The organism is Streptomyces sp. NPDC012474, assembly GCF_042955185.1.
Classification (GTDB): Bacteria; Actinomycetota; Actinomycetes; order Streptomycetales; family Streptomycetaceae; genus Streptomyces; species Streptomyces cahuitamycinicus.
Genome location: NZ_JBIBEP010000004.1, coordinates 37,570 through 61,975 on the forward strand (window position 1 = coordinate 37,570; position 24,406 = coordinate 61,975).

At 71.0% G+C, this 24,406-nt stretch carries 13 protein-coding genes; 9 read left to right on the top strand and 4 right to left on the bottom strand.

Annotation, left to right across the window (positions count from 1 at the left end):
* From ACFY9S_RS10955 to ACFY9S_RS10985, 7 genes are all read left to right on the top strand, one after another.
* Positions 1–1,230: a SidA/IucD/PvdA family monooxygenase gene (locus tag ACFY9S_RS10955; RefSeq protein WP_391125637.1), complete on the top strand. Its 1,230-nt coding sequence runs from the start codon at positions 1–3 to the stop codon at positions 1,228–1,230.
* On the top strand, positions 1,227–1,604 hold the full coding sequence (locus ACFY9S_RS10960) for a cupin domain-containing protein (protein ID WP_391125639.1): 378 nt from the start codon (positions 1,227–1,229) through the stop codon (positions 1,602–1,604). Before ACFY9S_RS10955 ends, ACFY9S_RS10960 begins: the two co-directional genes overlap by 4 nt.
* On the top strand, positions 1,597–2,700 hold the full coding sequence (locus tag ACFY9S_RS10965; RefSeq protein ID WP_391125641.1) for an FAD-dependent oxidoreductase: 1,104 nt from the start codon (positions 1,597–1,599) through the stop codon (positions 2,698–2,700). The genes ACFY9S_RS10960 and ACFY9S_RS10965 overlap by 8 nt, the downstream gene beginning before the upstream one ends.
* On the top strand, positions 2,697–4,328 hold the full coding sequence (locus tag ACFY9S_RS10970) for a class I tRNA ligase family protein (RefSeq protein WP_391125644.1): 1,632 nt from the start codon (positions 2,697–2,699) through the stop codon (positions 4,326–4,328). Before ACFY9S_RS10965 ends, ACFY9S_RS10970 begins: the two co-directional genes overlap by 4 nt.
* The gene (locus ACFY9S_RS10975; protein WP_391125647.1) at positions 4,325–5,590 is read left to right on the top strand and encodes an acetyl-CoA carboxylase biotin carboxylase subunit family protein; all 1,266 of its coding nucleotides are present in this window, start codon (positions 4,325–4,327) and stop codon (positions 5,588–5,590) included. The genes ACFY9S_RS10970 and ACFY9S_RS10975 overlap by 4 nt, the downstream gene beginning before the upstream one ends.
* A complete protein-coding gene (locus ACFY9S_RS10980) occupies positions 5,583–6,863 on the top strand; it encodes an MFS transporter (protein WP_391125650.1) in 1,281 nt (426 codons plus the stop codon). Before ACFY9S_RS10975 ends, ACFY9S_RS10980 begins: the two co-directional genes overlap by 8 nt.
* Before the next feature lie 70 nt (positions 6,864–6,933).
* The gene (locus tag ACFY9S_RS10985; RefSeq protein WP_391125653.1) at positions 6,934–8,139 is read left to right on the top strand and encodes a beta-eliminating lyase-related protein; all 1,206 of its coding nucleotides are present in this window, start codon (positions 6,934–6,936) and stop codon (positions 8,137–8,139) included.
* Between the two features lie 72 nt (positions 8,140–8,211).
* Here the strand turns inward: ACFY9S_RS10985 and drmC are convergent, their stop codons facing one another.
* The 3 genes from drmC to drmA are packed head-to-tail and all read right to left on the bottom strand — an operon-like array spanning position 8,212 to position 14,710.
* The gene (gene drmC / locus ACFY9S_RS10990) at positions 8,212–8,991 is read right to left on the bottom strand and encodes a DISARM system phospholipase D-like protein DrmC (protein ID WP_391125656.1); all 780 of its coding nucleotides are present in this window, start codon (positions 8,989–8,991) and stop codon (positions 8,212–8,214) included.
* The gene (drmB, locus tag ACFY9S_RS10995; protein ID WP_391125659.1) at positions 8,988–10,883 is read right to left on the bottom strand and encodes a DrmB family protein; all 1,896 of its coding nucleotides are present in this window, start codon (positions 10,881–10,883) and stop codon (positions 8,988–8,990) included. The genes drmC and drmB overlap by 4 nt, the downstream gene beginning before the upstream one ends.
* Positions 10,880–14,710, bottom strand: a complete 3,831-nt coding sequence (gene drmA, locus ACFY9S_RS11000) for a DISARM system helicase DrmA (protein WP_391125662.1) — start codon at positions 14,708–14,710, stop codon at positions 10,880–10,882. Before drmA ends, drmB begins: the two co-directional genes overlap by 4 nt.
* Before the next feature lie 180 nt (positions 14,711–14,890).
* Here drmA and ACFY9S_RS11005 point away from each other — a divergent pair, with 180 nt between their 5' ends.
* Complete coding sequence (locus tag ACFY9S_RS11005; protein WP_391125665.1) at positions 14,891–17,062, top strand: UvrD-helicase domain-containing protein; 2,172 nt, start codon at positions 14,891–14,893, stop codon at positions 17,060–17,062.
* A gap of 80 nt (positions 17,063–17,142) precedes the next feature.
* Here the strand turns inward: ACFY9S_RS11005 and ACFY9S_RS11010 are convergent, their stop codons facing one another.
* Positions 17,143–23,196 carry an AAA domain-containing protein gene (locus tag ACFY9S_RS11010; RefSeq protein WP_391125668.1) on the bottom strand — a complete coding sequence of 2,018 codons (6,054 nt, stop codon included), beginning with the start codon at positions 23,194–23,196 and terminating at the stop codon, positions 17,143–17,145.
* 333 nt (positions 23,197–23,529) lie between these two features.
* On the opposite strand from ACFY9S_RS11010, the gene ACFY9S_RS11015 reads away from it, so the two are divergent.
* Entirely contained in the window at positions 23,530–24,378 is an 849-nt protein-coding gene (locus ACFY9S_RS11015) for a hypothetical protein (RefSeq protein ID WP_391125670.1), read from the top strand.
* The last annotated feature ends 28 nt before the right edge of the window (positions 24,379–24,406 follow it).

Genomic DNA, 24,406 nt, shown 5'->3' on the forward strand with positions numbered 1-24,406 from the left:
ATGAACGCACGCATACTCGACTACGCGGCCGTCGGCATCGGCCCCGCGAACATGAGCCTCGCCGCCCTCGCGCATCCCGTCGAAGGGCTGCGCGGCGCCCACCTGGAACGCCGCGAGAGTTTCTCCTGGCACCCCGGACTGCTGCTGCCCGAGGCCACCCTCCAGGTCTCGCTGCTCAAGGACCTGGTGACGCTGGTCGATCCGACCAGTCCCTTCTCCTTCCTGTCGTTCCTCGCGAGTGAGGGCCGGCTCTACCGGTTCCTGGCCGCGGACTTCCCGGCCGTCCTGCGCGCCGAGTTCAACCAGTACCTCCAGTGGGTCGCCGGGCGGCTGCCGAGCCTGACGTTCGGAGTGGACATTCACGGCGTGGACTTCCACGACGGGGCCTTCCACCTCCGCACGGCCGGCCGCGAAGTGCCGGCACGTCACCTCGTGCTCGGCACGGGGCTCACCCCGTCCGTTCCCGAGCCGTTCCGCCCCTTTCTCGGCCCCACCGTCTTCCACTCCGGGGAGTTCCTGCTGCGGGCCCCCGAGGTGGCCGGACGGCAGGTCGTCGTGATCGGCGGCGGCCAGAGCGGCGCGGAGATCGTGCGCCACCTGGCGGCCGGCGCGGCCCCCGAGAGCATCACCTGGGTCAGCCGGCGCTCGTCGTTCCTGCCGATGGACGACTCGCCGTTCGCCAACGACCTCTACACGCCCGACTACGCACGCCGCTTCCACGCGCTGCCCGCCGACCACAAGATCCGGCTCCTGGAGCGGCAGAAGTACACCAGCGACGGCATCGACCTCCAAGTCCTCCAGGACATCTACCGGTTGAGCTACCGCGACGAGTTCATCGAGAACAACCCCGGCAGGCTGCGCTTCCTGGCGGACTGCGCGGTCACCGCGATCGAGGGTGACCCCGACGGATGGAAGCTCGTCGTCGACTCCTCGGGCCCGGACGCACCCGCCGTGCTCGCCGCCGACATCGTGATCCTGAGCACCGGATACGCCTATGCGCTGCCGGACTTCATGGCTCCGCTGGACGCGCGGCTGCGGCGGGACAGCGGGATGCTCGTCGTCGGCGACGACTTCTCGGTCGCATGGGACGGGCCTGCGGAGAACCGGATCTACCTCCAGAACGGCGCCCGGCACTCCTGGGGCGTCGCCGATCCCAATCTCAGCCTGCTCGCCTGGCGCAGCGCGGTCATCCTCAACAGCATGCTCGGTGAGACGAGGTATCCGGTATGACCGCTCATCAGGTCCCGCAGTTCCAGGCCGAGGCGGTCGGCGTCCTGGTCCCCTTCGCTCCGACCGAGGTGGAACCCGACGGAGTGACCGTCGCCGAGGCGGACTTCGCCCGTTCGGTGTTCTCCCGCGTGCCGTTCGAGGCGGCCCGCTTCACCGTGCCTCCGGGCGGGACCAGCTCGCCCGACCAGCACGCGGTCCAGGAGATCTGGGTGGTCCACGCCGGATCCGGCACCCTGGAGGTGGACGGTGAACGGTCGCTCGTCGGGCCCGGGTCCCTGGTGGGCTTCGCATCGCACGCCGTCCACGAGATCTTCGCCGATCAGGGCGAGGAACTGGTCATCTACTCCTTCTGGTGGTCGGCGCCCGATGAGTGAGCGCACCACCGGGACCGGTGAGGCGCTCCACTACGACCTCGCCGTCGTCGGCGCGGGCGCGGTCGGCGCCCTCGCCGCGTACTACGCCGTGCGCCGGGACCCGGGCCGCCGCGTCGCCGTGATCACGCACGCCGGACGGGGGACGGGCGCGACCCGTTACTCGGCCGGGTTCGACACACCCACGGGGCACAGCCCGGCCCAGCGCGACCTGGCCGCCCGCAGCACCGCGCTCTTCGACGAGCTCGCCGCCGGACTCGGCGACGCCGGACGGGCGCCGGTCGACGTCCGCTGGCTGGTGGCGCGCGAGAACAGGGCCGCGCTCGACGCGACCATGGCCGACGGCGGCCGCACCCGCCTGCTCACCGGGGAGCAGCGGGCCCTGCTCGACCGGACGTTCCCCGGACTCGCCCACGACGACGAGCAAGTCCTGCTCGCTACCGCGCCCATGACGGCAGGTCAACCGCAGTGGCTCACCGACCGGCTTCTCGACGAGGTCCTCGGCCGCCAGGACAACACCCTCCTGGAGGGCTTCCGGGTCACCGAAGTACACCGTACGGGCAGGCACGTCGAACTGGTCGCCGCCGACGGCAGCCGGATCACCGCCGCCAAGGCGGTCCTCGCGCCCGGCCCCTGGGTCTTCGACGGCCCGGTGGCGTCGGCGGCCCGCGAGCGCGGCGCCCGGGTCAAGAAGGTGGTGGCGTTCCACATCATGACGCCGCCCCCGCCGGGCGCCCCGGCACTCGTCCTGGAGGACGCCGACGCCTTCCTGCTGCCCCACCGCCCCGGTGGCCACTGGATCTTCAGCATCACCTCGCCCGACTGGGACCGCGGCCCCGACGAACCGCTCGCCGTCGACGCCCGCGACCGGGAACTCGCCCGGGCCCTGCTCGGCGGGCACGTACCGGGATTCCTGCCGCACCTGCTCGGCGGCCGGGTCTTCAGCGACTGCTTCACCGCCGGCCATCTGCCGGTCGTGGACACGGTCGGCGGCGACGACGTGGTCATGGCCATCGGCGGCTCCGGCTCCGGCTACCGACTCGCCCCGGCCATGGCCGAGGACGCACTGAACCTGCTCGACGGGAGACCGCGGACATGAGCCTGCTGACCGGGGACACGCACACCCCCCGGCACTACCTCCTGGTGCCGCCCGAGGCCACGCCCAACGGGCCTCTGCACCTCGGCCACATCGGCGGCCCCTTCCTGTGGTCGGACATGATCGCGCGGCATCTGCGGGTTCGGGGCGACCTGCCGTTGGTGATCACCGGCAGCGATGTGTACGAGTCGTACGTGACGCTCAAGGCACACGCCGAGGACTCCACGCCCGGTGAGGTCGCCGCCCGCTACGGACAGCGCATCCAGGACGACCTGGCCGCGATGCGCATCGGCGTGGACGCGTTCATCGTCCCCGATCAGCAGCCCTGGCGAGGGCAGTTCGAACAGGAGGTCGCCGCCTCGATCGAGCGGCTGACGGCCCGGGGCGCGGTGCTGACGCGCACGGAGCGCGTGCCCCACTGCACGGCGTCGGACCGCTGGGTGGTGGGCGGCTGGCTCCAGGGCCGCTGCCCCGAGTGCGGTGCGGGCATCGCCAGTTACTTCTGCGAGGAGTGCAGTGCGCACTTCCTGCCCGAGTCGGTCGTGGAGCCGCGCCCCCTGCTCGACGAGGGGCCGCTGACCTGGCGGGAGATCTCCAGCCTGTTCCTGCGGCTGCCCGACCACGCCCTCCTGGACACCACGCTCGGGGACCTGGGCGTCGCCGACCGCTACCGGGCGACCGTGGCGCGCTTCCTGGAGCGCGACGGCCTGACCGTACGGCTGAGCGCCCCGCAGACGTGGGGGGTTCCGCTGCCCGGACCCGAGCCGGACGTGCCGCGCGTCCTCTTCCCGTACGCCGGGATCTTCATGTTCGCCCGCCTCGCCGGCGCCGTCCACGGCCGGCTCTCGGGCACCGGCGTGAACGCCTTCGACCCGGACTCCGGGGTCACCACCATCACCACCCTGGGGATCGACAACGTGATCCCCACCCTGGTCTCGATCGTCGGCACCAGCCTGCTGCACGGCGACATGAAGCCGTACGACCGGTGCCTGATCAACAACTTCTACCGGCTGGCCGGGCGGAAGTTCTCCACCAGCGCCCGGCACGCCGTCTGGGCGGCGGACATCGCCGCGTCGCCCGCCATCGGCGTGGACACCGTCCGGTACCACCTCGCCGGGGCCGATCTGGAGTCCGGGGCGGCGAGCTTCGAGACGGCGGACTTCCTTCGGACCGCGAACGCCACGCTCGCCGACGGCCTCGGCAAGCGGATCGACGCCGCCTGGAGCCGACTGCCCGGGGGGCCGCCGCAGGCCCCCGCCCCGGCCGCCGCGGACCTCCTGGAATCCCTGCTCGCCGAGCAGTCCGCGGCGCTCGACGGTGCCCGTGTCTCGACCCGTCGCGCGGTCGCGGCGCTCGACCGCTGGTGCGCCGACGACGCGGTCGCCCACGCGGCCGAGGACGGCGCCTACTGGTGGCTCAAGGGCCTGTCCCTGCTGGCGTTCCCGGTGATGCCGGACCTCGCCGAGCTCGTCTGGCAGCGCCTCGGCGGCGCCGGAGAGCCGCGCGCGGCGGCCTTCCTCGCCAGGACCCCGGCCCGGAGGGGCCGGGCCGCGCCCGGTTTCGGCCGGGTGAGCGCCGCCGATCTGGACGCCTGCCTGCCCGACACCCTGCGACCTGGAGCGGACGCGTGACCGACCGGACCACCCCGCTGTACGTCGTCCTCAACCGCTCCGGCGACGAGTTCGGCGAATACCACCGTTTCCTCGACGGCCATCCCTGCCGGACGGTGTACCTCACCACGCCCGGCGGGCTGCCCGCGCTCGACCAGGACGGGGCGACCGAGGTCCATGTGCGCGACAGCCTCGCCTTCGACGACCTGTTGCCCCTCGTACGGGAGATCGCGGACCGGCACGGCACGCCCGAGGCCGTCTTCGGCCAGTCCGAGTACGACATCCTGACGGCCGCCCGGCTCTCGGCCGCACTCGACGTCCCCGGCGGCTACGGTCTCGACCTCGCCGAGCGGTTCAAGGACAAGCCCGCCATGAAGAGCGCGGTGGGCGCGGCCGGACTGCGGGTTCCCCGGTTCCGGCGCCTCGACGACGAGCCCACCGCGGAGACGGTCGTAGAGGCCCTCGGTGGTCTGCCCCTGGTCCTCAAGCCGCGCGCCGCGGCGGGCTCCCAGGGAGTCACGGTCGTCCACAGCACCGACGAACTGCGCGACGCGCTCGCGGGCGTGGACCCCGGGGCGTACGAGTGCGAGGAGTACGTCGACGGGGACATTTTCCACGTCGACGGCATCCGTCGCTCCGGCCGCCTCCACTTCGTCACCGCTTCCCAGTACGTGCACACCTGCCTGGACTACGCGCACGGCCGCCCGCTCGGCTCGGTCCTGCTCGACCCGGGCCCCGAGCGCGACGAGCTCACCACCTTCGCCGACCGCTGTCTCGGGGCCCTCGGGCTGCGCGACGGCGCGTTCCACCTGGAGGCGATCCGACGTCCGGGGGGCGAGCTGGTGTTCCTGGAGGTCGGGCTGCGGCCGGGCGGCGCGCAGGTGCCGTTCCTGCACGTGGACCTCTACGGCATCGACCTGTTCGCCGAGGCGTTCCGAGCGGCCCTGGGTCTGCCCCCGCTGTGGCAGCCGTCCGAACCGGTCGGGCCCCGGGCCGGCGGCTGGCTCATCTACCCCGCTCCGCGCGAGCTGCCCGGACGGGTCGTCGCGCGCACCTCCCCCGGGTCGGCCGTCCCCGAGGTCTACCACGAGGAACTGCCCGCGATCGGCCAGGTCATGACCGGGCCCGGCAGTTACGACGAGGGCTGCGGGATCTTCCGGTTCCGGGGGCGGAGCGCCGCCACGGTGCGCGCCGCCGTGCACACCGCGATGGAGGTGTACGGGCTGCGGACCGAGCGGGCCGAAGGAACCGAGGAAGCCGGGGGAGCTGAGCCGCATGGCTGAGGCTCGCCGGTACGCCGCCGTGCTGCGCGCCTGGTTCCGCGAGACCGTTCCGGCCGCCGGGAACGCGCGCAGACTCGGCGTCCTCACGCTCATCCAGTCCCTGGGGCTCGGGGTGTTCCTCACCTCCAGCGCCGTGTTCTTCACCCGGACCCTCGGCATCCCCGCCCAGCGCGTGGGCCTCGCCCTGTCGGTCGCCGGGCTCTGCGGTCTGGTCTGCACCGTGCCCATCGGCCGACTCGCGGACCGGCTCGGCGCGGGCCGGGTACTCGCCGTCAACTTCCTGCTCGCGGCCGTCGGCTTCACCGCATATTGCCTGGTGGACGGCTTCGCCGCGTTCCTCGCGGTCGCCTGCGCCATCGCGGTCCTGGAGACCTCGGCGGGCGCGCTCCTCGCGTCACTCACCGACGCACTGGTGGGCGAGGCGGAGCGGGTCAGGGTGAGCGCGCAGATGCGCAGCCTGTTCAACCTGGGCTTCCTCGGCGGTGCCGCGCTGGCCGGAGCGGCCATCGCGGCCGGCACCTCCACCGCCCTGTACTCCGCGGTCCTGGCCAACGCCGCCCTCCAGTTGGTCTCCGTCGCCGTGCTGTTCGGGATGCGGCTGCCCGCGGGCGCCGGGCCCCGGGCCACCGCCGCCGAGGCGCCGGGCGGGGTGCTGCGCAGCGCCGCGCTGCGGGACGTGCGCTACGTGGCGGTCGCGCTGGTGTGCGGCGCCCTGGAGCTGTACCACCCGCTGCTGACGGTCGGTCTGCCGCTGTGGATCGTCACCGGCACCGACGCGCCCGCGCTGCTGGTGTCGGGACTGCTGATCCTGGACACCGTCCTGGTGCTGCTGTTCCAGGTCGCGGTCAGCAAGGGCGCGCGTACCCCGGCGGGAGCGGCACGTATGCTGCGCTGGGCCGGGTGGGCGCTGGGGGCGTCCTGCCTGGTCTTCGCGGTGAGCGGGGGGCACGGCGCGCTCCTGGACAGCGCGGCCCTGCTGGGCGGCGCGCTGGTGCTCGTCCTCGGCGAGCTGTACCAGGCGTCGGCGAGCTGGGGCCTGTCCTTCGGGCTCGCCCCGGAGGGCCGGCAGGGCGAGTACCAGGCGGTGTTCTCCCTGGGCCGCGGGCTCCAGCAGTTCGCCGGGCCGTGGCTGATGACCTCCCTGGTCGTCGGCGCGGCGGGAACCGGCTGGCTGGTCCTCGCCGCTCTCTTCGCCCTGCTCGGGCTCGCCGCGCCGACGTTGGTGCGCGGCCTGGAGAAGGCCCGTGCGCGGACGGAGCCGGCGCCGGCCTGAGCGGACCGGCCGGCGCCCCTCCGGACCACATCTGTCACACCCGTCCGACCGATACAAGTAGGCGAGCACCATGACCGTACAGCGACGACACGACCCGGACGAGCGAGGCTTCGCCAGCGACAACTACGCGGGTGTGCATCCCGAGATCCTTGCGGCGATCGCCCTGGCCAACGGCGGCCACCAGGTCAGCTACGGCGCCGACGTGTACACCGAGCGCCTCCAGGAAGTGGTGCGCGGCCACTTCGGCCCCACCGCGCAGACGTACCCGGTCTTCAACGGCACCGGCGCGAACGTGGTCGCGCTGCAGACCATGCTGGACCGCTGGGACGCGGTGGTCTGCGCCGAGTCGGCCCACATCAACGTCGACGAGGGCGGGGCCCCCGAGAAGGTCGCCGGGATCAAACTCCTGACGGTGCCCGCCTGGGACGGCAAACTCACCCCCGAGCTGATCGACCGTCAGGCATGGGGCTTCGAGGACGAGCACCGGGCCCGGCCCAAGGTCGTCTCGATCGCCCAGTCCACCGAGCTCGGCACCTGCTACACGCCGGACGAGATCCGTGCGATCTGCGACCACGCGCACGACCGCGGCATGCTCGTCTACCTGGACGGCGCCCGGCTCGCCAACGCCGCCGCCACCCTCGGCGTGTCCCTCCGGGAGATGACCACCGACGCAGGCGTGGACGTCCTCTCGCTCGGCGGCACCAAGAACGGGCTGCTCTTCGGCGAGACGGTGATCGTGCTCAACGAGGACGCCGTGCGCGGCATGGCCCATCTGCGCAAGACGAGCATGCAGCTGGGCTCCAAGATGCGTTTCCTGTCGGTGCAGTTCGAGGCGCTGCTCGGCGGCGACCTGTGGCTGCGCTCGGCGGCCCGCTCCAACGCGATGACCCAGCGGCTGTACGAGGCGGTGCGCGACCTGCCGGACCTGGAGATCGCCCGCCCGGTGCAGGCCAACCAGATCTTCGCCGTCCTGCCGCCGGCCGTCACCGAGCGTCTCCAGAAGCGCTTCCGCTTCTACACCTGGGACGAACAGGCCGGCGAGGTCCGCTGGATGACCTCCTTCGACACCACCGAGGGCGACGTGGACGCGTTCGCGGCGGCGATCGCGGAGGAACTGGCGGCGGAGCGAGGCCGGGGTCCGGCGGGCGCGCTGTCCGTGGCCGAGCGCGAGGAATTGGTGCAACTGCGCCGGAAGGTCCGCGAGATGGAGGAGACGATCGAAGCGCTGGGGACAGAGCCCGACTTCTCCGCGAACCGCAAGACGAGCCGTAGGTGAAGTCAGCGAGCCGGACACCGCCCGGCCTGCTGCTGGCCGCCGGAGAGCTCCACCGCGAGCATGGTTCCTTGCTCAGCCGGGAGCTTGATGTGGCGGGAAAGGCCTGAGTATGCCGAGGCGCTGCAGTTCGACGATGTGCTCTGCCGTGCGCCGCGGTGCTTCACCGCCTGTCACCAGCACACCCGCCTCGATGTTGCGCCGAGCAGCGGACTCGGTCAGATTGGCGCTGCCGAGCAGGAGAGTACGACGGTCGGCGACCGCCAGCTTGGCGTGCTGGCGTGAGCGGCCACTCTCGGCCGGATCCCGTGCCCAGACCCACAGCAGCAGGCCGGGCACGGACGCGAACGCTTCGGCCGGTTCCCTCCCCGAGAGCAGGCCACCTGCGCCGGCCAGGGTCTCGACCACGACGTGCGTCCGTACGCCCCTGCCCGCAGCCTCTGTCAGGGCACGCGTCAGGGCGGGATACGGACGAGCGGCGTACGTCATTGCCAGCAGTTCGTGCTGCGCCTCGTTGATGACCTCTACCAGCACCTGTGCGGTGGCGCGCACCGGTACCGCCGGTGTCGAAGGACCGCTCCACACGGTGCGAACCTGCACCGTGTCCCGGGCCTGCCGCCGGGCGGCGACATAGCCGCGCACATAGGCAGCCGCCTCGGAGGCAGACACCGACTCCGACTCCATGGCGTCGTAGAGCGTCGCGACAGCCGCGCTGACTCTCGGTGTCGCGAGCTCGGTGAGTATCCGTTCCCTGGTGCGTCCCTGGGCGAGCAGGCCGGCGAGGTCCTTGCTGCGCGAGAGTCCGAGGGCCGCGATAGCGGCCTCGGCAGCGCCCTCGAACGCGGGTCGGCTCACGGCAGCAGGCCCACCGGCGTCAGCACCGGGTCCTGGTCCCCGGTCAGCGGAACGATGAATCGACGGTCCAGGAACCGGTTGCCGCGTTCACACGTGGTTTCCGACACGAACAGGCAGACATGGCAAGCGGCTCCGTGGAGGAAGTCGGCCGGGTCCTGCGGCAGGCGCTCGGCGCACAGCGGGTCGGCCGAGCAGTGGCGGGCGTCGGACAGTGCCCGGCGCACGATCCGGTCGAACTCCCGCTCTTCAGCCAGGGACACCAGACCTCCCAGGGTGCCCTCGGAGTCCGGGACCGCGGTGTAGATGAGGATGCCCGTCCTCGGGTTCTGTTCGTCCCCCGCGTAGATCCGTTCGGCGAGCGAGGCGGAGTTGTAGCCGCACTCCAGGGCGATGGTGCGGATCAGCAGGTGGGAGAGGGTGTGCAGGGCGATGTACCGCGCTCCGGGCCAGCCGTAGTAGGGGTCGAAGTCACTGGTCTTGCGGTCCGACTTCCGGTTGGCGCGGAACCGTGCGTACGCCTTTCTGTGCGCCTCCATCTGCGGTGACTTCTCCATACGAGCGACCCACTCGGCCATCAGACCGTCCCGCACGCGCAGGAAGACGCCCTCGCCGCGCACCTCACTGGCCGGTACCCAGTTCCGGATCCCGCGGGACAGCTCGACGCGCGTGGCGATCTCCGGTGATTCGGGGTCGGGCGCGTCGAGCCGGGTGAACCCGATCAGCGCCCGCGCCTCACGCAGCCGCTCGACCTGTCTGATGTCGGCGAAGAACTCGCTCAGACGGGCCGGCACGGGCATCTGCCGGAGTGCGAAGTCGTCGCTGGGGGTGGGAACGGGGCCGGAGAGCGCGTCCCATTCAGGTCCGAAGAGGTCGGCCTGGACGTCGGGGGCGGAGGGGGCAGGCCCGGCGGATCCCTGTTTGCGGGCCGTGATCGCCGCGACCACCGCGTCGGCGTCGAACTCCTTGAGGAAGGTGAACTTGGGCATGCGCGCCATGAAGTCGAACTGCCCTCGGTCCTCGATCAGTTCGAGGTCGGGCCAGTGGTCGTCCAGGAGCTTGCCGATGTCTCCGCCCTGCGCCTTGGGAAGGGCCAGGGCGCTGAGGGTGAGCGGGAACCACTGGTTGGACGCGCCCGCCACCATCAGGACCGGCTCCTGGTCGCAGCCGTTCGTCTCATAGGTGCCGAGATGCGGATGCCTTCCACGGCACCGGGGCAGGTTGCGCCGGCCTCGTTCGCCCATGGCTTCCCGGATGTTGCGCTTCACACCGCAGGCGACGCATTCGATGGTGACGTTGGCGGCCTGGTTGCCGCCATGGTCCTTCATGCGCAGCTTCGGGCGCGGTGTCTTGCCGCAGGCCTGCCCACGGTGCACGTACGGGGTGTACGGGAACTCGTCGAGATGGCCGGCGGTGCACACGAGGGTGAAACGGGCCGCCACGGCAAGCGGCTTGCCCCGCTTGCAGTCGTGGACGAACTTCGCCTCGTGCGGTGTCCGTGGGTTGGTGTTGACGAAGGCGAACTCGCCCGAGTCGATCGCGGCCAGCACATTGCACGCGGTGCAGCGCAGCCACTGCGGGAACGGCGTGACGGGCACTCCGACCCCTTGTGCCGCCCAGCCTTTCGGGTCCGCGTCGGCGCCCTCCAGCCAGGGAGCGGCACGCAACTGTTCAACCTGGCCGCGTCCATAGCGCTGGAGCGACCGGTTGACGGCGGCGCGCAGCCGGGGTTCGTCGATGTCGTAGTCGGTGACACCGGAGTGACTCCAGGAGTCGATTCCCCGGATCAGGACGGAGAAGTTGGGCAGGTCGACGAGGGCCCCGACCCCGGCGGTGAACATGAGGTGGCTGGGCCGTACGGCGCCGACCCTGCGGTTGCTGCCCTGACTGCTCATCGCTGTGCCTTCCTGACCGTGTCGGCCGTGACGGGCCCGTACTCATCGCTGTCCACGGTGCTCGCCGTGTCCGGGTCGGTGCCGGAGTCGGTCCCTGAGGCGCCGAACGTCCAGTCGGGTCCGTCGCCCGAGGGTTCCTCCAGGAAGGCGCCGCCGCCGGGGAGAAGCAGGTTGATCTCGTTCTCCGTCTCGCGCATCGACATGCCGACGGTCAGTTCGGTCCACCGGGATCCGTCCGCCCGTCGCAGCAGGCCGTTCACGACGGTCGTCTTGTGCTTCTCCTTGCGGTAGGCGAGGGCCGAACTGCTCTCGTCGCGTTTGCGGCGCCATTCGTCCTTGAGCCGGTCCAGACGTTCGCTCAGGTACTGGCGGGGCCGGTCACCTCCCACCCGTTCGGCGCGTTCGAGGAGCCGCCGTTCGACGTCCTGGGCGAGCGGTCCGTCGAGGTCGACGTGATGGGCGTCGAGGTTGCGGGAGGAGTCGTAGGTCGCGTGGCGCAGCGCGGCGACATAGGTGGCGGCGACACCGCGGTCGAGCGCGCGGCGCGTGTACGGGGTGACGGACAGGGCTTCCACCTGGCGGTAGAACGTCGCGTGATAGTGCTCGAAGTCCTCGTAGTGGGCGAGGTCGCGAGGGCGTGACCAGTTGTAGAGGGTCACCACCAGGCCCGGACGGGCGGCGTCGCGGCCGACCCGCGAGGACGCCTGGATGTACTCGGCGGTGTTCTTGGGCTGGCCCACGACAAGCATGAGGCCGAAGCGGGAGACGTCGACGCCGACCTGCAGCATGGAGGTCGCGAGGACGACGTCGACGGCCTGTCGGACGAACGGCGTCATGGACGCTCGGGGTTCGCGCTTGTCTTTCATGGCGGCGGCGTACTCACGCAGGAATGCACGCCTGCGCACTGAAGTGTCCCGCTCGGGGTCGAACTCGATCTCCAGCCGCTTCAGGGCCGCGCCGATGTCCGAGGAAGAGATGCGTGAGGTCAGTTCCTGAATACTGAGCATCCCGGCTCGGCTCACAATGCGGTCCGACAGCGTGTCCTGACCCTTGCGGCTGCCGTTGGACCGCACCCGGGTGGTGATGTCGTCGTCCATGTACCGCCGCATGCCGGCGAGTTCACGGGTCGCGTTGAAGTAGCCGACGAGAGTCATGTACGGGTCCGCCGGACTGCCGTAGTCGTCGAAGAGCTGCTGCGCCGCGAGCAACAGGATCTCCGCGACGCGGATCTCGGCGGCCTTGAGGCGAGTTCCGTGCGCACATACGCCGAGGTAGCGGCGGCCGGGATTCTCCCGGCTCAGTTCCACCTGCCGGGAGAAGAACGTGTCGCCGACGTCCAGCACCTGGGGCGGGAAGACGGCGACCTTGCGGCCGAAGACCCCGAGCACCTGGTCGGCGGCCCGCTTGGTGGTCGCGGTGGAAGCGACGATCTTGGGGCCGACTTCGTGACGTCCTCCGTGAGCGTCGGTGAAGCTCCACGTGCACAACTGGTCGACGGCCGCCTCGAAGAGGCCCACAGTGGTGCCGAGGGCTCCGGAGATCAGGTGAAGCTCGTCCTGGATGATCAGGTCCGGAGGTCGCAGGCGGGTGACGGGCTGGGCCGTGACTCCGGGCAGGTCGCCCCTGGCGTTGTGGCGGCCACCGCAGCCGGTCTTGGAGTCCAGGTCGTCGTGGCGGTAGCCGTGGCGGGGGCACAGCTCGGTGACCCTGCCGAACAGCAGGCCGGAGTAGCCGTTCCAGGGGAGCTGGGCGAACTTGTCGACCGTGGCGATCAGCAGCGAGGGCGCCAGCCGGTAGATCTCTTCGTCGACGGTGAGCACGGGGATGCCTTCGCCGAGCGCTTCGCGACGGGAGAAGGGGCAGCGGTCCTCCCCCTCGCCGCGAGGGCAGTACAACAGGACTCTGCGGCGGCCTTCGTCGTACTCCATGTTCGAGCGGGCCGTCAGCCCGCTGCCGCACCAGGGGCAGGTGAGGACCTGCAGGACGCGGGCGTGCTTGTCGCTGGCGTTCTCCTTGGCTTCGGCGATCTGTTCCTTGGCCTCGTCGAACCAGTTCGGTGAGACGGAGGTGCCCACCCAGAGCCCGATCCGGAACGGGGTGGGTCCCCAGCGCCGGTCCCGCGTGAACTCCTCGCGGCGCAGGACTTCGCAGGCGCTCACCAGAGCGGCGGCACGCTGGAACTGCTGGGCGGTCAGCAGCCTCAGGGTGTAGCGCATGAGCACGCCTACGCCCGCCTCGCCGCTGCGGGCCTCCGCACCCGAGCCGATGGTGCCCTGGAGGCGCCTCAAGGCGAAGGTGTAGGCGGCGAGTCCGAGATATGCCTCGGTCTTGCCGCCACCGGTCGGGAAGAACAGCAGATCGACGAGGGCTTCACGGCCGGTACCACGGTGCGGGTGTCCGGGCTGGGTGAGCGAGTCGATGTTCAGCAGGACGAAGGCGAGCTGGAACGGACGCCAGCTGGCCGCCGCCTTGCCCTTGCCATGTACTTCGTCGTGGGCCTCCTGGTAGGACCGGGAATCGTTCTCGCGGCCGGCACGGGCGGCCGCGATGGCTGTGTTGCGGCGCTGCAGGGCCATGGCCCTGTTGGCGAACCGGAAGGCCAGCAGGGCCGTCTCGTCGGCCACGAGCCGGTCGATGCCGAGGGTGACGCGGTCGCAGACCTCAAGTGCCTGTTCGATCGCGGTCATGGCCGCTTCTCGCAGGTCCTCGGGGAGTGAGGCGGCACTGCTGCGCTGCTGCTCCAGCCACGTGCCGTACCCGTCGGCCAACGGGGCGAGAGCGGCGCTGAGTTCGGCCCGGCGGTCGGGCACGGCGAGTGCCGCCAGCTCGTCCATGCCCAGCTCCAGCCCCTGGAGGAGGTCCTGCTCCTCGAGTGCCGGCGCGGTGGTCGCCCTGACGTCGTACTCGGGAAGCCAGACGGTGGTCAGGCGGTGCGCGTTGCGCTCCCCCTCGCGGACGTGCGCGTGCACCGCGACGTTGCGGCCCTTGGCGTGGCTGAGGCTGTCCCGGTAGAGGAGGCGCAGTCGCCGTTCCTCGGCGTCCTCGGGCGCGTTGTCGTGGCTCGCCGGGTCGAGGGGGTCGTCGACCGGCAGGAAAACGGCCGCCTGGTCGTCGGGAAAGGCGGTGACGTCGATCTCGGTCTGGAAGAGCCAGTGCGCGTCGCGCGCGTCCGCGCTGTCCGGCTGCCGGTTCACCAGGGCCAGCTCGACTATGCGCAGATCCTCGGCGCCCGTTCGGCCGGTGTGCCGGCGTACCTGCACGTCGAGGACGACGGCATCGCCGTCGAGTTGAACGGTACGGTCGGCCCCGTCGGTCACGTCGATGTCCACCAGGCGCTCGACGGGCTCACGTGACCAGACCCTGCGCGTCGTCCCTCGCTCGGTGGCCTCGTCCGACTGGGTGTAGCGACCCCAGCGGACGGTGGCGCTGAGCGTGCCGACCGAAGCCGGCGCGGTGAAGGACAGCCCCATGGAGGATGCCCAGATGTGTCCGGCGGCCTGGGGACTCAACCGGTCCTGCAGGTCGCTGTCGTCACCTTCCTGCTCGTCACCCGACTCCCCGTCCGCGCCTTGGGCGGCCGCACGGGCGATGCGGTCGGCGGTGACGGCCTGGGGGCGCGGACCGAGCATGCCGACCAGGTACCGGTCACGGGGGCCGGAGGAGGCGCTCGGCAGCGTTTCCGTCTCACCGTCCCAGGGGCCCAGCAGATCCCGGCGGATGTAGTGCACGAGTGCGTCGCGCACCGCGTAGGAGTCTCCGGCACGGAACGTCTGGGGAACTTCGTCGAGCGGGTGCGGAACAGCGGCCTGGGCAGGCTGGGCCGGCATGCGGTGGGTCCCTTCGGACAGGGCCGTTGGAGCACGGATGTGCACCGGTGGTGTGACAGCACGAGAAATATAGACTCGTTGACTCAGTTCACACAACGAATACGGGGGGTTCGTCGCTCTGCGTTCCGTCAGTCTCTAGGCTGGTGCCCGCCACCGCCCGTCCGCGACCCGAGGACTCCCATGCCCCGTCTCGCCCTCTCCGACGACTTCGTCGCGGATCTGATCTCCCTGCAGAGACCTGTCCAGAAGGAGGTCAACGACGCAATCCAGATGTTCCGGAGCCTGACCGTGCCTCAGCTCCATGCCAGCAAGGGAATGCATCTGGAGAAGCTCGAGCGGGCGCGCGACCCCCGGATCCGTACGATCCGGGTCACCAGGTTCTACCGGGGCGTTCTCCTCGCCCCGGACGACGGCAGCGAGTTGTTCACCCTCCTCAGAGTGGCACCCCACGACGAGGCGATCAACTGGGCCTGCAAGCGCACCTATTCGGTCAACGGCGCCACCGGCGGGCTGGAGGTACGCAATGTCGAGGCACTCGAGCAGATGGAGACCTACTTCGAGACGAAGGCGGTCCAGACCCCGGCCCGGCTTTTCGCGCACCACTCCGACACCGTGCTGCGTGACCTCGGCATCGACGAGCAGGTCCTGCGACTGGCGCGCGTGTGCGTCACGGCCGACGACCTGACGGTCATGGCACCGCCCATGATGCCTGCCGATCAGTACGAGGTACTGGAATACCTGGCGGCCGACTACTCGCCCCAGGACGTCTGGGAGCAACTGATCGCCTCGCGCGGGCAAACGGTGCGCACGGCGGAGGACCGGCCGGCCGTCACGCTCAGCGAGGCGATCCTCAACACGCCCAACCGCATCGTGGAGGTCACCGGCCCCGGTGAGCTGGAGCGGATCCTCACCGAGGACTTCATCCGCTGGCGCGTCTTCCTGCACCCCGCCCAGCGCCGGCACGCCTACCACGCGGGCTTCAACGGGCCTGCCCAGGTGACGGGCGGCCCCGGCACCGGCAAGACGGTCGTCGCCCTGCACCGGGTACGGCACCTGCTGCGCACCGGACGCGAGGGCGACCGGATTCTGCTCACCACCTTCACCAACGCCATGGCGGCCGCTCTGCGGGACAGCCTGGCCCTCCTGCTCGGCGATGCAGACGCGCATCTGCTCGAGCGTGTCGACGTCACGACGGTGGACTCGCTGGCCGCCAGGGTCATCCGGGAAGCCAGGGGCAGCTCGCCGAAACCGCTGTCGGCGGCAGCGGAGAAGAGCGCGTGGGTCCGTGCCGCCGCGCGCGAGGACCTTCCCTGGTCGGAACGCTTCCTGTCCCAGGAGTTCCGGGGCGTCGTCCTGGCTCAGGGGCTCCGGACGCCTGAGGAGTACCTGAGATGTGTGCGCAGAGGGCGCGGCACACAGGTGGGGCGAGTGCAACGGGCCCGGCTGTGGCGGGTCATGGAGCGATTCACGGCAGACCTGAGCTCCCGCGACTCCGCGACGTACACCATGGTGTGCGACCAGGCCGCCCGGATTCTGGCCGAGCAGGGGCCGCGCTACCGTCACGTCGTGGTGGACGAGGCCCAGGATTTGCATCCGGCCCAGTGGCGGGTGCTGCGTGCCTGCGTGGCCGAGCAGGCGGATGACCTTTTCCTGGTCGGCGATCCGCACCAGCGCATCTACGACTCCCGGGTGTCGCTGCGATCCCTGGGCGTCAACGTGCGTGGACGGACGTCCCGGCTGCGCATCAACTACCGCAGCACGGAGGAGATCCTGCGCTGGTCCGCGTCCCTCCTGGACGGTCAGCCGGTGGGCCGACTCGGTGAGGACGACGAGGACGGCGGCGGCCGGGACTCGCTGCGCGGCTACCGTTCCGAGCTGCACGGCCGCGTCCCGGTGGCTCGTGGTCATGGCAACCAGGACGACGAGCTGCGCGCGCTGGTGGAGCAGATCCGCACATGGATCGACCAGGACGGTGTGAAGCCGTCCGAAGTGGCGGTGTGCGCCCGATTCAACACACTGGTCGACGCGGTCATCGCCCGCCTGCGCCGGGAGGGGGTCCCCGCCGTCGCGGTCAAGGACGACCCGGGTCCGACGGTGTCGGGTGTGCGCGTGGCGACCATGCACGCCATGAAGGGGCTGGAGTTCCGCTGTGTGGTCGTCGTCGGCGTGACGTCCAACGTGCTGCCCTTCGCGCCGCAGGTGACGCCGGCCGACGAGGACGCCGTGCAGCACCGTTCGGATCTTCTGGCCGAGCACTGTCTGCTCTTCGTTGCCTGTACGCGTGCGCGCGACGCCCTGGCGATCTCCTGGAGCGGTGAGCGGAGCCGCATGCTGGACCCCGTCAGCGGCTGAGCCGCATAGGGCCCTGTCCCGCAGCCCGAGGGGTGGGTCCGCGGGGCAGGGCCCGATCTGTCGCAGTGCCGTGGCCGCGATCAGACGCGGATCTCCCGCACGACGACCGTGCGCGGCCTGCCCTGGGATGCGTCGTACGCGATCTCGCGTCCTGTCGGCTGCCAGGTCAGCGCGTGGCCGAGGGGGGAGGACGGAGAGACGATGTCCGCCTCCTCGGTGGGCAGTTCGGCGATCGTGTACAGCGTGTCCTCATCCAGCTGACCGTCGAACTCCAGGCGGAGCAGCGCTCCCGGAATCACGATGCCCGGGACGGCTCCTTCCCGCCCGACGCCGACGGAGTCGAGGAAGGCCCGCAGGAAGGCGAGGCGCTTGGTTCGCCGGTCGCGCTGCTCGGCCTGGGTCTTCCTGAGGAAGACAAGCTGGGCCGCGTCCGCTCCTTCGGGGGTCTCGTGGGGAGCGTCGACCGCCGCCTGGAGTTGCTGCAGCTCACGCACCAGCCGCTGGAAGGCCGCAGCGGGGATCTCCCGGACGGGCAGAGGACTCGGCGCGGCCGGGGTGGGCACCGCCGACCGGGCCGGGCCGGTCGGTCGTACGGCAGACGCTGCCTGAGGAACCGTCGCCCCGGCCGCCCGTGTGGGAGCGGCCCCGTTGTCGGCGGTCCTGGCATGCGGCCTCGTCGGAGCAGACGTCGCCCGGCGGGCCTGGCCACGAAGGGACTCGCGTGGGTCCGTGGCCCTGGGCGCGGGCACCGCCCCGAGGGCGGCCGCCGTTCCCGTCGGCGCTTGTGCTCGCGCCGTGTCCCGACCCCCCGCTTCATGACTCGACGCGCCCCGCGGCTCGGACGGCCTGCCGTCACCGACCACGGCAGCATCACCGGCCCCTGCCCAGGCCACATCAGCAGTCTCGGCCACGTCACGGTCGGCCGCCGCCTCACCGCCGGTCGCCGTCTCCACGGTCGGCTCCGCCCTGTCGGTCGCGGCGGTATCTGCGGCGCCGGATTCTTCCGGCTCCGGCCCGACCGGTTCGATGCCCAGCCGTTCCAGCTCGGCCCACAGCGGGGCCAGCGCCTGCTCGCGGTCCAGGTGGAAACGACTGCCCCGGATCCGGACGAACGTCCAGTCGACGCGTTCCAGGTCGCGCTGTCTGGCGGCCGCGGTGGAGGCGTCCTCGCCCTCGGCGAAGGCGTCACCGTCGCAGGCGACCGCGAGGCGGCGCGTTCCGCCCTCCACGACCAGGTCGATCGTGTGGCGGCCCACCTTGTATCCCGGACGGACACGGTGGCCCCGTGCCGTCAGTTCCAGGTACACCTTCTGCTGGAACAGGCTGTCGAACGCTTCGTGCCGGACCTCGGGCAGGACCTCGCCCTCGACCGCGACGAGGTCCTCCTCCGCGGGACGGGTGAGGTGATCGAGCCACCGCCGGCGCAGGTCGTTCTCGTGGAACTGTTCGGCCCGCGCGCTGTGGAACACCCACACCTGGTCCTGGGCACGTGAGGCAGCCACGTTGATGCGCTGCTCGTAGGTCTTGCCGTTGAAGCCGCCCGGGACCGATCCGGCGGCCGTGGTCGCCGAGTTGACGAACGAGATGAACATGATGTGTCGCTCGTCGCCCTGGAAGTCCTCGGCATCACCGACCCGGATGCGCCGCTCCTCGCGCTGCTCGTAGTCGAGGCGCTCGGCGAGCAGGTTCTCCAGCTCCGTCAGGTGCCCTTTGCTCGCACGGAGGCTGACGACGCCCATGGTCTTCCCGTCGTAGGCGGGGTCGGCACAGCAACGCACGATCGCGTCGACGAGTGCCTCCGCCTCGGCGACGTTGGTCAGCCGGGTATTGGCGCCGACGGCTTCGCCGGTCTCGACGTACACCGTGCGGACCGGGGGCAGCCGGTCGGCGCCGTACTGCCGCAGGGGCAGCAGATCACGGTTGTAGCAGAGGTCGTTGGAGAAGGAGATGATCTCCGGCATGCACCGGAAGTGTTCCTTGAGCATGAGCGCGCCGCGGCCCGCCGACAGCGCTTCCGTGAGGTCGAAGAAGCTGGACTCGGGGCCGAACAGGCTGCGGACGTCCGGTTCCAGCGCGGTGAGCAGACGATCCCTGAGGTGGAAGTACTCGTCCTGCTTGAGGCCGACGTTGGACGGACTGACCTGCTTGCTGTCGCCGACGACGACCATCCGGTCGGCGAGCCAGCTCAGCAGCATGGCCTCGAGGCCGGACTGGCTGGCCTCGTCGACGATGACGACGTCGAACAGACCCGGCCGGTCCATGGGCACGGTCTCGGCGACCTGGTGCAGAGGCATGATCCAGGCCGGCACCGCCGTCTGCGCCTTGCGCAGAGCGGCCTGTGCGTCACGCCGGTAGCGGTGCTGGTACTTGCCCCTGATGCGCCGTGCGGCCTGCTGGTAGGCGCTGAGTGCCCGGGACTGATCTCCGGTGAGCAGTCCGAGGCAGCGGTGCCAGGCGCGGGCGGCGGCGAGCCGCGCGAGCATGATGCGGGCCTCGTCGTCGGCCTCCGTCAGCCGTCGGCGCAGGGTTCGCTCGGCCTCAGGGTCGGTCAGCCGCTCCATGCGGTCGCGCCACGCGGACCAGGCCCAGGCCTCCGCGAGCGAGGGCAGTCGAAGGTCCCAGACGCTGTACTCGTGCGTGCCGGTGATCGGGTCGGCGAGGGCGGGGAACGCCTCGCGGACACGAGCGAGGGCCGCGTCCTGTTCGGCCCGTAGCCGGGCGGCCTCACGCACCTCGGCCATCTCGTCGCTGAAGGCGCGGTAGCCATCGGGGTCACGTTCGCGGACCGTGCCGAGTGCGCGCACGACGGTGGGCGACACACCGGGCCGGTCGCCCCAGGCCCGCAGCATTTCCTCGGCGTCCGCGATGACCTTGCGTGACTGTTCTGCCGCACGCAGGGTGGTCGACGCGCGCAGCAGGGTGCGTACGGCGTTCTCGACGGACGGGTCGTGCCAGGTGGCGACCGCGAGTGCCGGGGAGGTGGCCGCGGCGGTCAGGACGTCGGTGCGGGCGGCGGCGACGGCGAGCAGCGCGTCCAGCACCTCCGCGTCCTGCCGCAGCCGCGCGAGGCGCGGTCCGTGTCCCTGCCAGGCGGCGACGGGCGTGCCCCACTCGGACTCCACCTGCGCCAGGCGCAGTTCCAGCTGGACACGAGCGAGGACGACGGCCGAGGTCGGGACGTCCTCCGGTGCCCGGCCGTCGACTCGCACGTTCTCCGCGAACGCGCCGGCCGTCTTCGCCAGTCTGGAGCGCATACCGAGGGGCCCGCGCAGCTTCTGTCCCTGCCCGAGGCCGTCGTGCAGTGCGGTGACCTGGGCGAGCGCCGTGGCCGGGTCGTACTGCTCCAGGCCGCTGACCATGGCCGTGCCCAGGACGGCGAGCGAGCCGTCGACGGCCGCCAGGGTTTCGGTGACGGCGGCCCGCCGGCTGCGTGCCTGCCAGTCCTGTCCTTCCGTCACCTGCCTGAGGAGCGTCGCGGCCCAGTCACCGGCGGAGGCGGCGAGAGCCGCGGCGCGGGCGCGGGTGGTGGAGAAGGCGTCGAGCGCCGAGGACAGCCGCTGCTGTTCACTCTCGCCGAGACTCCTCACGGCAGAGTCGTACTCCGCGCACAGGGCGTCCTCGCGCGCGGCCGCGTGTGCGTCCTCGGCCGACCGTACGATCCGTACGGCCTCCTCGAAGTCCCCGGGGCCGGGGAGCTCGGAGGGGCCGGGCACCTCGGCCGCGAGAGCCTGGTGGTGCGGGGTGTACGCACGGGTGGCGTGCAGCAGCCGCAAGGCGTCGTCGGCGCTCAGGGCGGGCTGTTCCTGCGGGACCGGGCCGAGCCAGCCGTACCGTCCCGCCTCCGTGGTGAGGCGCTCGGCGATCTCCTGCAGGCTGCCGCTGTAGTCGCCGATCTCCGCCTCGAAGCGGTGGGTCTCCTGTTCGCGCAGTACGGCGAGGTCGCGCAGCATGGCCTGCTGGGCGGCACGGGCCTGGGCGAGGCGCGTCTGAAGGGTCCGGATTCCCTTGCGGGAGGCCTTCTCGTCGTAGCCCGCGTACTCGCCGAGGATCCGCTGCACGGACGCCTCCAGCTCCCGCTGGGCGGCCGCGCCGTCCTCGGTACGGCTCACGCACAGGTCGCGGACGGACTCCGGCAGCTTGTCCCGCAGCACGCGCAGGGCGCGCGGGGTGTGGCTGGTGATGAGGACCCGCTTGCCCTGGGCGAGCAGGTCGGTGACCAGGTTGGCGATGGTGTGCGTCTTGCCGGTGCCGGGCGGTCCCTGGACGACGACGAGCCGGTTGGCGCGCAGGCGTTCGGCGATCGTGCGCTGCTCCTCGTTGGCGGGCAGTGCGAAGTACATCTCGTCGCCGTCCTGCGCTGTTCCGTCGTCTTCCGCCGCCGCGAGGTCCGCTGCGGTCAACGCGCCGTCGCGGCCCGCGATGTAGCCGAGCAGTGCGGTGGGCGGCGTGCCCGCGTCGATCTGCCGGGCGATGGCCTTGAGCGCGTCCATGGTGGAGCGGCGGCTGCGCTCACGCAGGACGAGTGCGGGGGTGAGCCCCACCTGCGGGACGTCGAGGCTGCGCGGCTTGGCCCGCTCGACGGTCGGCGCGTAACTTCCGGCGCTGTGCGCGGCGTTGACCCAGCTGCGCAGGGCGGTGTGTACGGCGTCGAGGTGTTCGGGGTCGGTCACGTCCAAGGCGCCTTCCAGCACCTCGACGATCGTCTCGCGCACGGCGCCCGGCACGTGCTGGGCGCCTTCGAGCATGCCCTCTTCGAGTTCCAGGCCCGAGCCGGTGGGGTCGGGAGCGGCGGTGAGCGTGCCGGTGGACGGGTCGAGCCGGAGGGTGGCGCGGTGCGTGATGAGGTGCCGTTCCACCCGCTGCCCGGCGGTCGTCTGCCAGGTGAGCCGGCCCAGCCCCAGCACGAGTTCGTACGCCTCACCGAGGCCCGCGGCGTCCTCGTGCATCTTGTGCAGCCTGTCGTACAGCCTGACCAGGGGATCGATCGCACGGCGCCGTTCCGCCCAGGCGAGCCATTCCTGTTCCCAGGCGGCGTACAGCTTCTCGATCTTCTCGCGCTGGGGGTGCTCGTCCAACTCGTGGTAGGTCTTGTCGAGCGGTATGCCCCGGGACCAGTCGGGAAACTCGGGTTCGATACGCCGGCACAGGTGCGGGGCGCGAGGCTCCTTGAAGTCACGGATACGCGTCTCGTCCACCCAGGGCGCGAGCAGAGTCTTCGGGTGTGGCGCGTCCACGCGTTCGGGGCGGGCGACGGTCAGCCAGGCCGGGTCGTCCCCTGCGAGAGCGCCGTCGATCATCACCTCGACGCCGTCGTCGTCCGGCAACTCGTCGAACCACACGGCGCCGGCCGCGCCGTCGAGGGTGCGCACGGGGCGCGTCTTCGACTCCTCGGCCTCGGCGAGGAACCGGAAGATCTGGCGGACGCGAGCGGCGTCCAGGCCGTCGGCGGAGAGCTCCGGGACCGGTGATCGGGCGGCCTGACGCCTGGAACCGGTCGGCTGGGCCGGGACGGCGTCGAGCGCGGCGGGTACGGTCGCTCGCTGCCCACCTGCGACCGAGTACGTGTCCCCGGTCGTGGTCCCGGGCTTCGGGGCGTCATCCGGGTCCGCGAACAACGGCTGCTGATGCTCGCCGAACAGCACGGACTGGTCGAACGTCACCGGTACGGGGCGCTCGCCGACCACCGTGGCGGCGGCCGACGCCGTGCTGAACGTGATGCTCCCCCGGTCGCGTGCCGGGAAGCGGACCTCGATGTCCAGGTCACCGGCGGTACCGGCCGGAATGCTGTAGGCCCAGGTGACGGAGACCCTGCGACCGGCGCGCAGAGTGCCCTCGAGCGCGTCGTCGATGACGTCACTGCTGTACTCGTGCACCTGACGACCCGTCTTGCCGTACGGCCCTCCCCGGACCAGCAGGGTGACGCCGTCGAGGTCGAACGGCCGTCCGGTGCCATTGCTCAGGTGCAGGGTGCAGCGCACCAGGTCGTCACCCTGCCGGTAGCCGTGACCGTCCTCAGGGTCTGCCAGCACGTGAGGCACGACGTCGTCCACCCGCACGTACAGACCGTCGTCGTACTGGTAAACGGAACCGACGGGCCGCAGACCGTCGCCCAGCCCGCGCTCATCCTGACTCACACGCCCACCCCATCACTGCGCCTGTGGGCCATCCGGTGGCCCGCCCGGTCATCCCGCCCCGACCACCACGAGCCCGGCCACAAGGCGCCCCCCGGCGCGCGGACTCGACTGTGAACTGAGCACACAGCTGGAGCGTATCAGCAAACCTGGACACTCATCCCCTTCCACAACGCTCACCCCGCACAAATCGCCACAGGTGAGTGACTACGAGAACTCGCATCAGTCTCGACAGCATCTTCGAGCCCGGCCCTCTTGCAATATTGGCGTTGACTTAGTTCACAATCCACGACAAGCTGTCGCGGACGTCACCCCAGAGAAAGGCAAAGGTCCGCAATGCACATGCAAGTGGTCGACGTGTCACCCCAGTTGGCAGCGCAGTGGCTCACCCGCAACACCAACAACCGGCCTCTCAGCAAGAGCACGGTGCAGCAGCTGGCCGGCCAGATCCAGCGCGGGGAATGGCAGCTGACGCATCAGGGGATCGCCTTCGACGAGGACGACGTTCTCATCGACGGACAGCACCGCCTGGCCGCCATCGTCAAGGCGGGCGTCACCGTGCCCCTGACCGTCACGCACGGCGTGCCACGCGCCGCGTTCACCGTGATGGACACGGGTCGAAAGCGCACTGGCCGGGACACGCTGGCCCTCGCGGGGGAGGCCAACGCGACCCACCTGGCGGCCGCCCTGCGAGGACTGCACCTTTACCGCAATGCCCCCAACTCCGCGTGGAGCGGCGGATCGTCGGTCACGAGCAACGACCAGCTCCTGAACCTGCTCGGCGAACACCCCGGTGTCCGCGACGCCTTGCACCACGGCATCGCACTGAACCGGGGGTGCCGTATCACCGTCACAGCCGCGACGATCGGCTGGTACGTCACCAGCGAGGCCCGGCCCGACATCGACCAGTCCGACTGGGAGGCAGGGGTCGTCACCGGCGCCCGTCTGGAGCCGGGCGATCCGCGTCTGACGTTGCGCAACACCATGCTCAACCTGGCCCTGGGCAACGCGCACCGGCGCCGCGACGACTCGCGCGAGCACCTGCTCTACTACCTCAAAGCCTGGAACGCGTGGGTCGAGGGCCGCACCATCAAACTGTTGCGCCGCTCCCCCAACGAGACGATGCCGCGCATCTCCAGCCGTTCGTCCTTGGTTCCGGCGGACAGCGACGCCGGAGAAGGATAGATTCAACGGACAACTGCCTCTGGGTCGT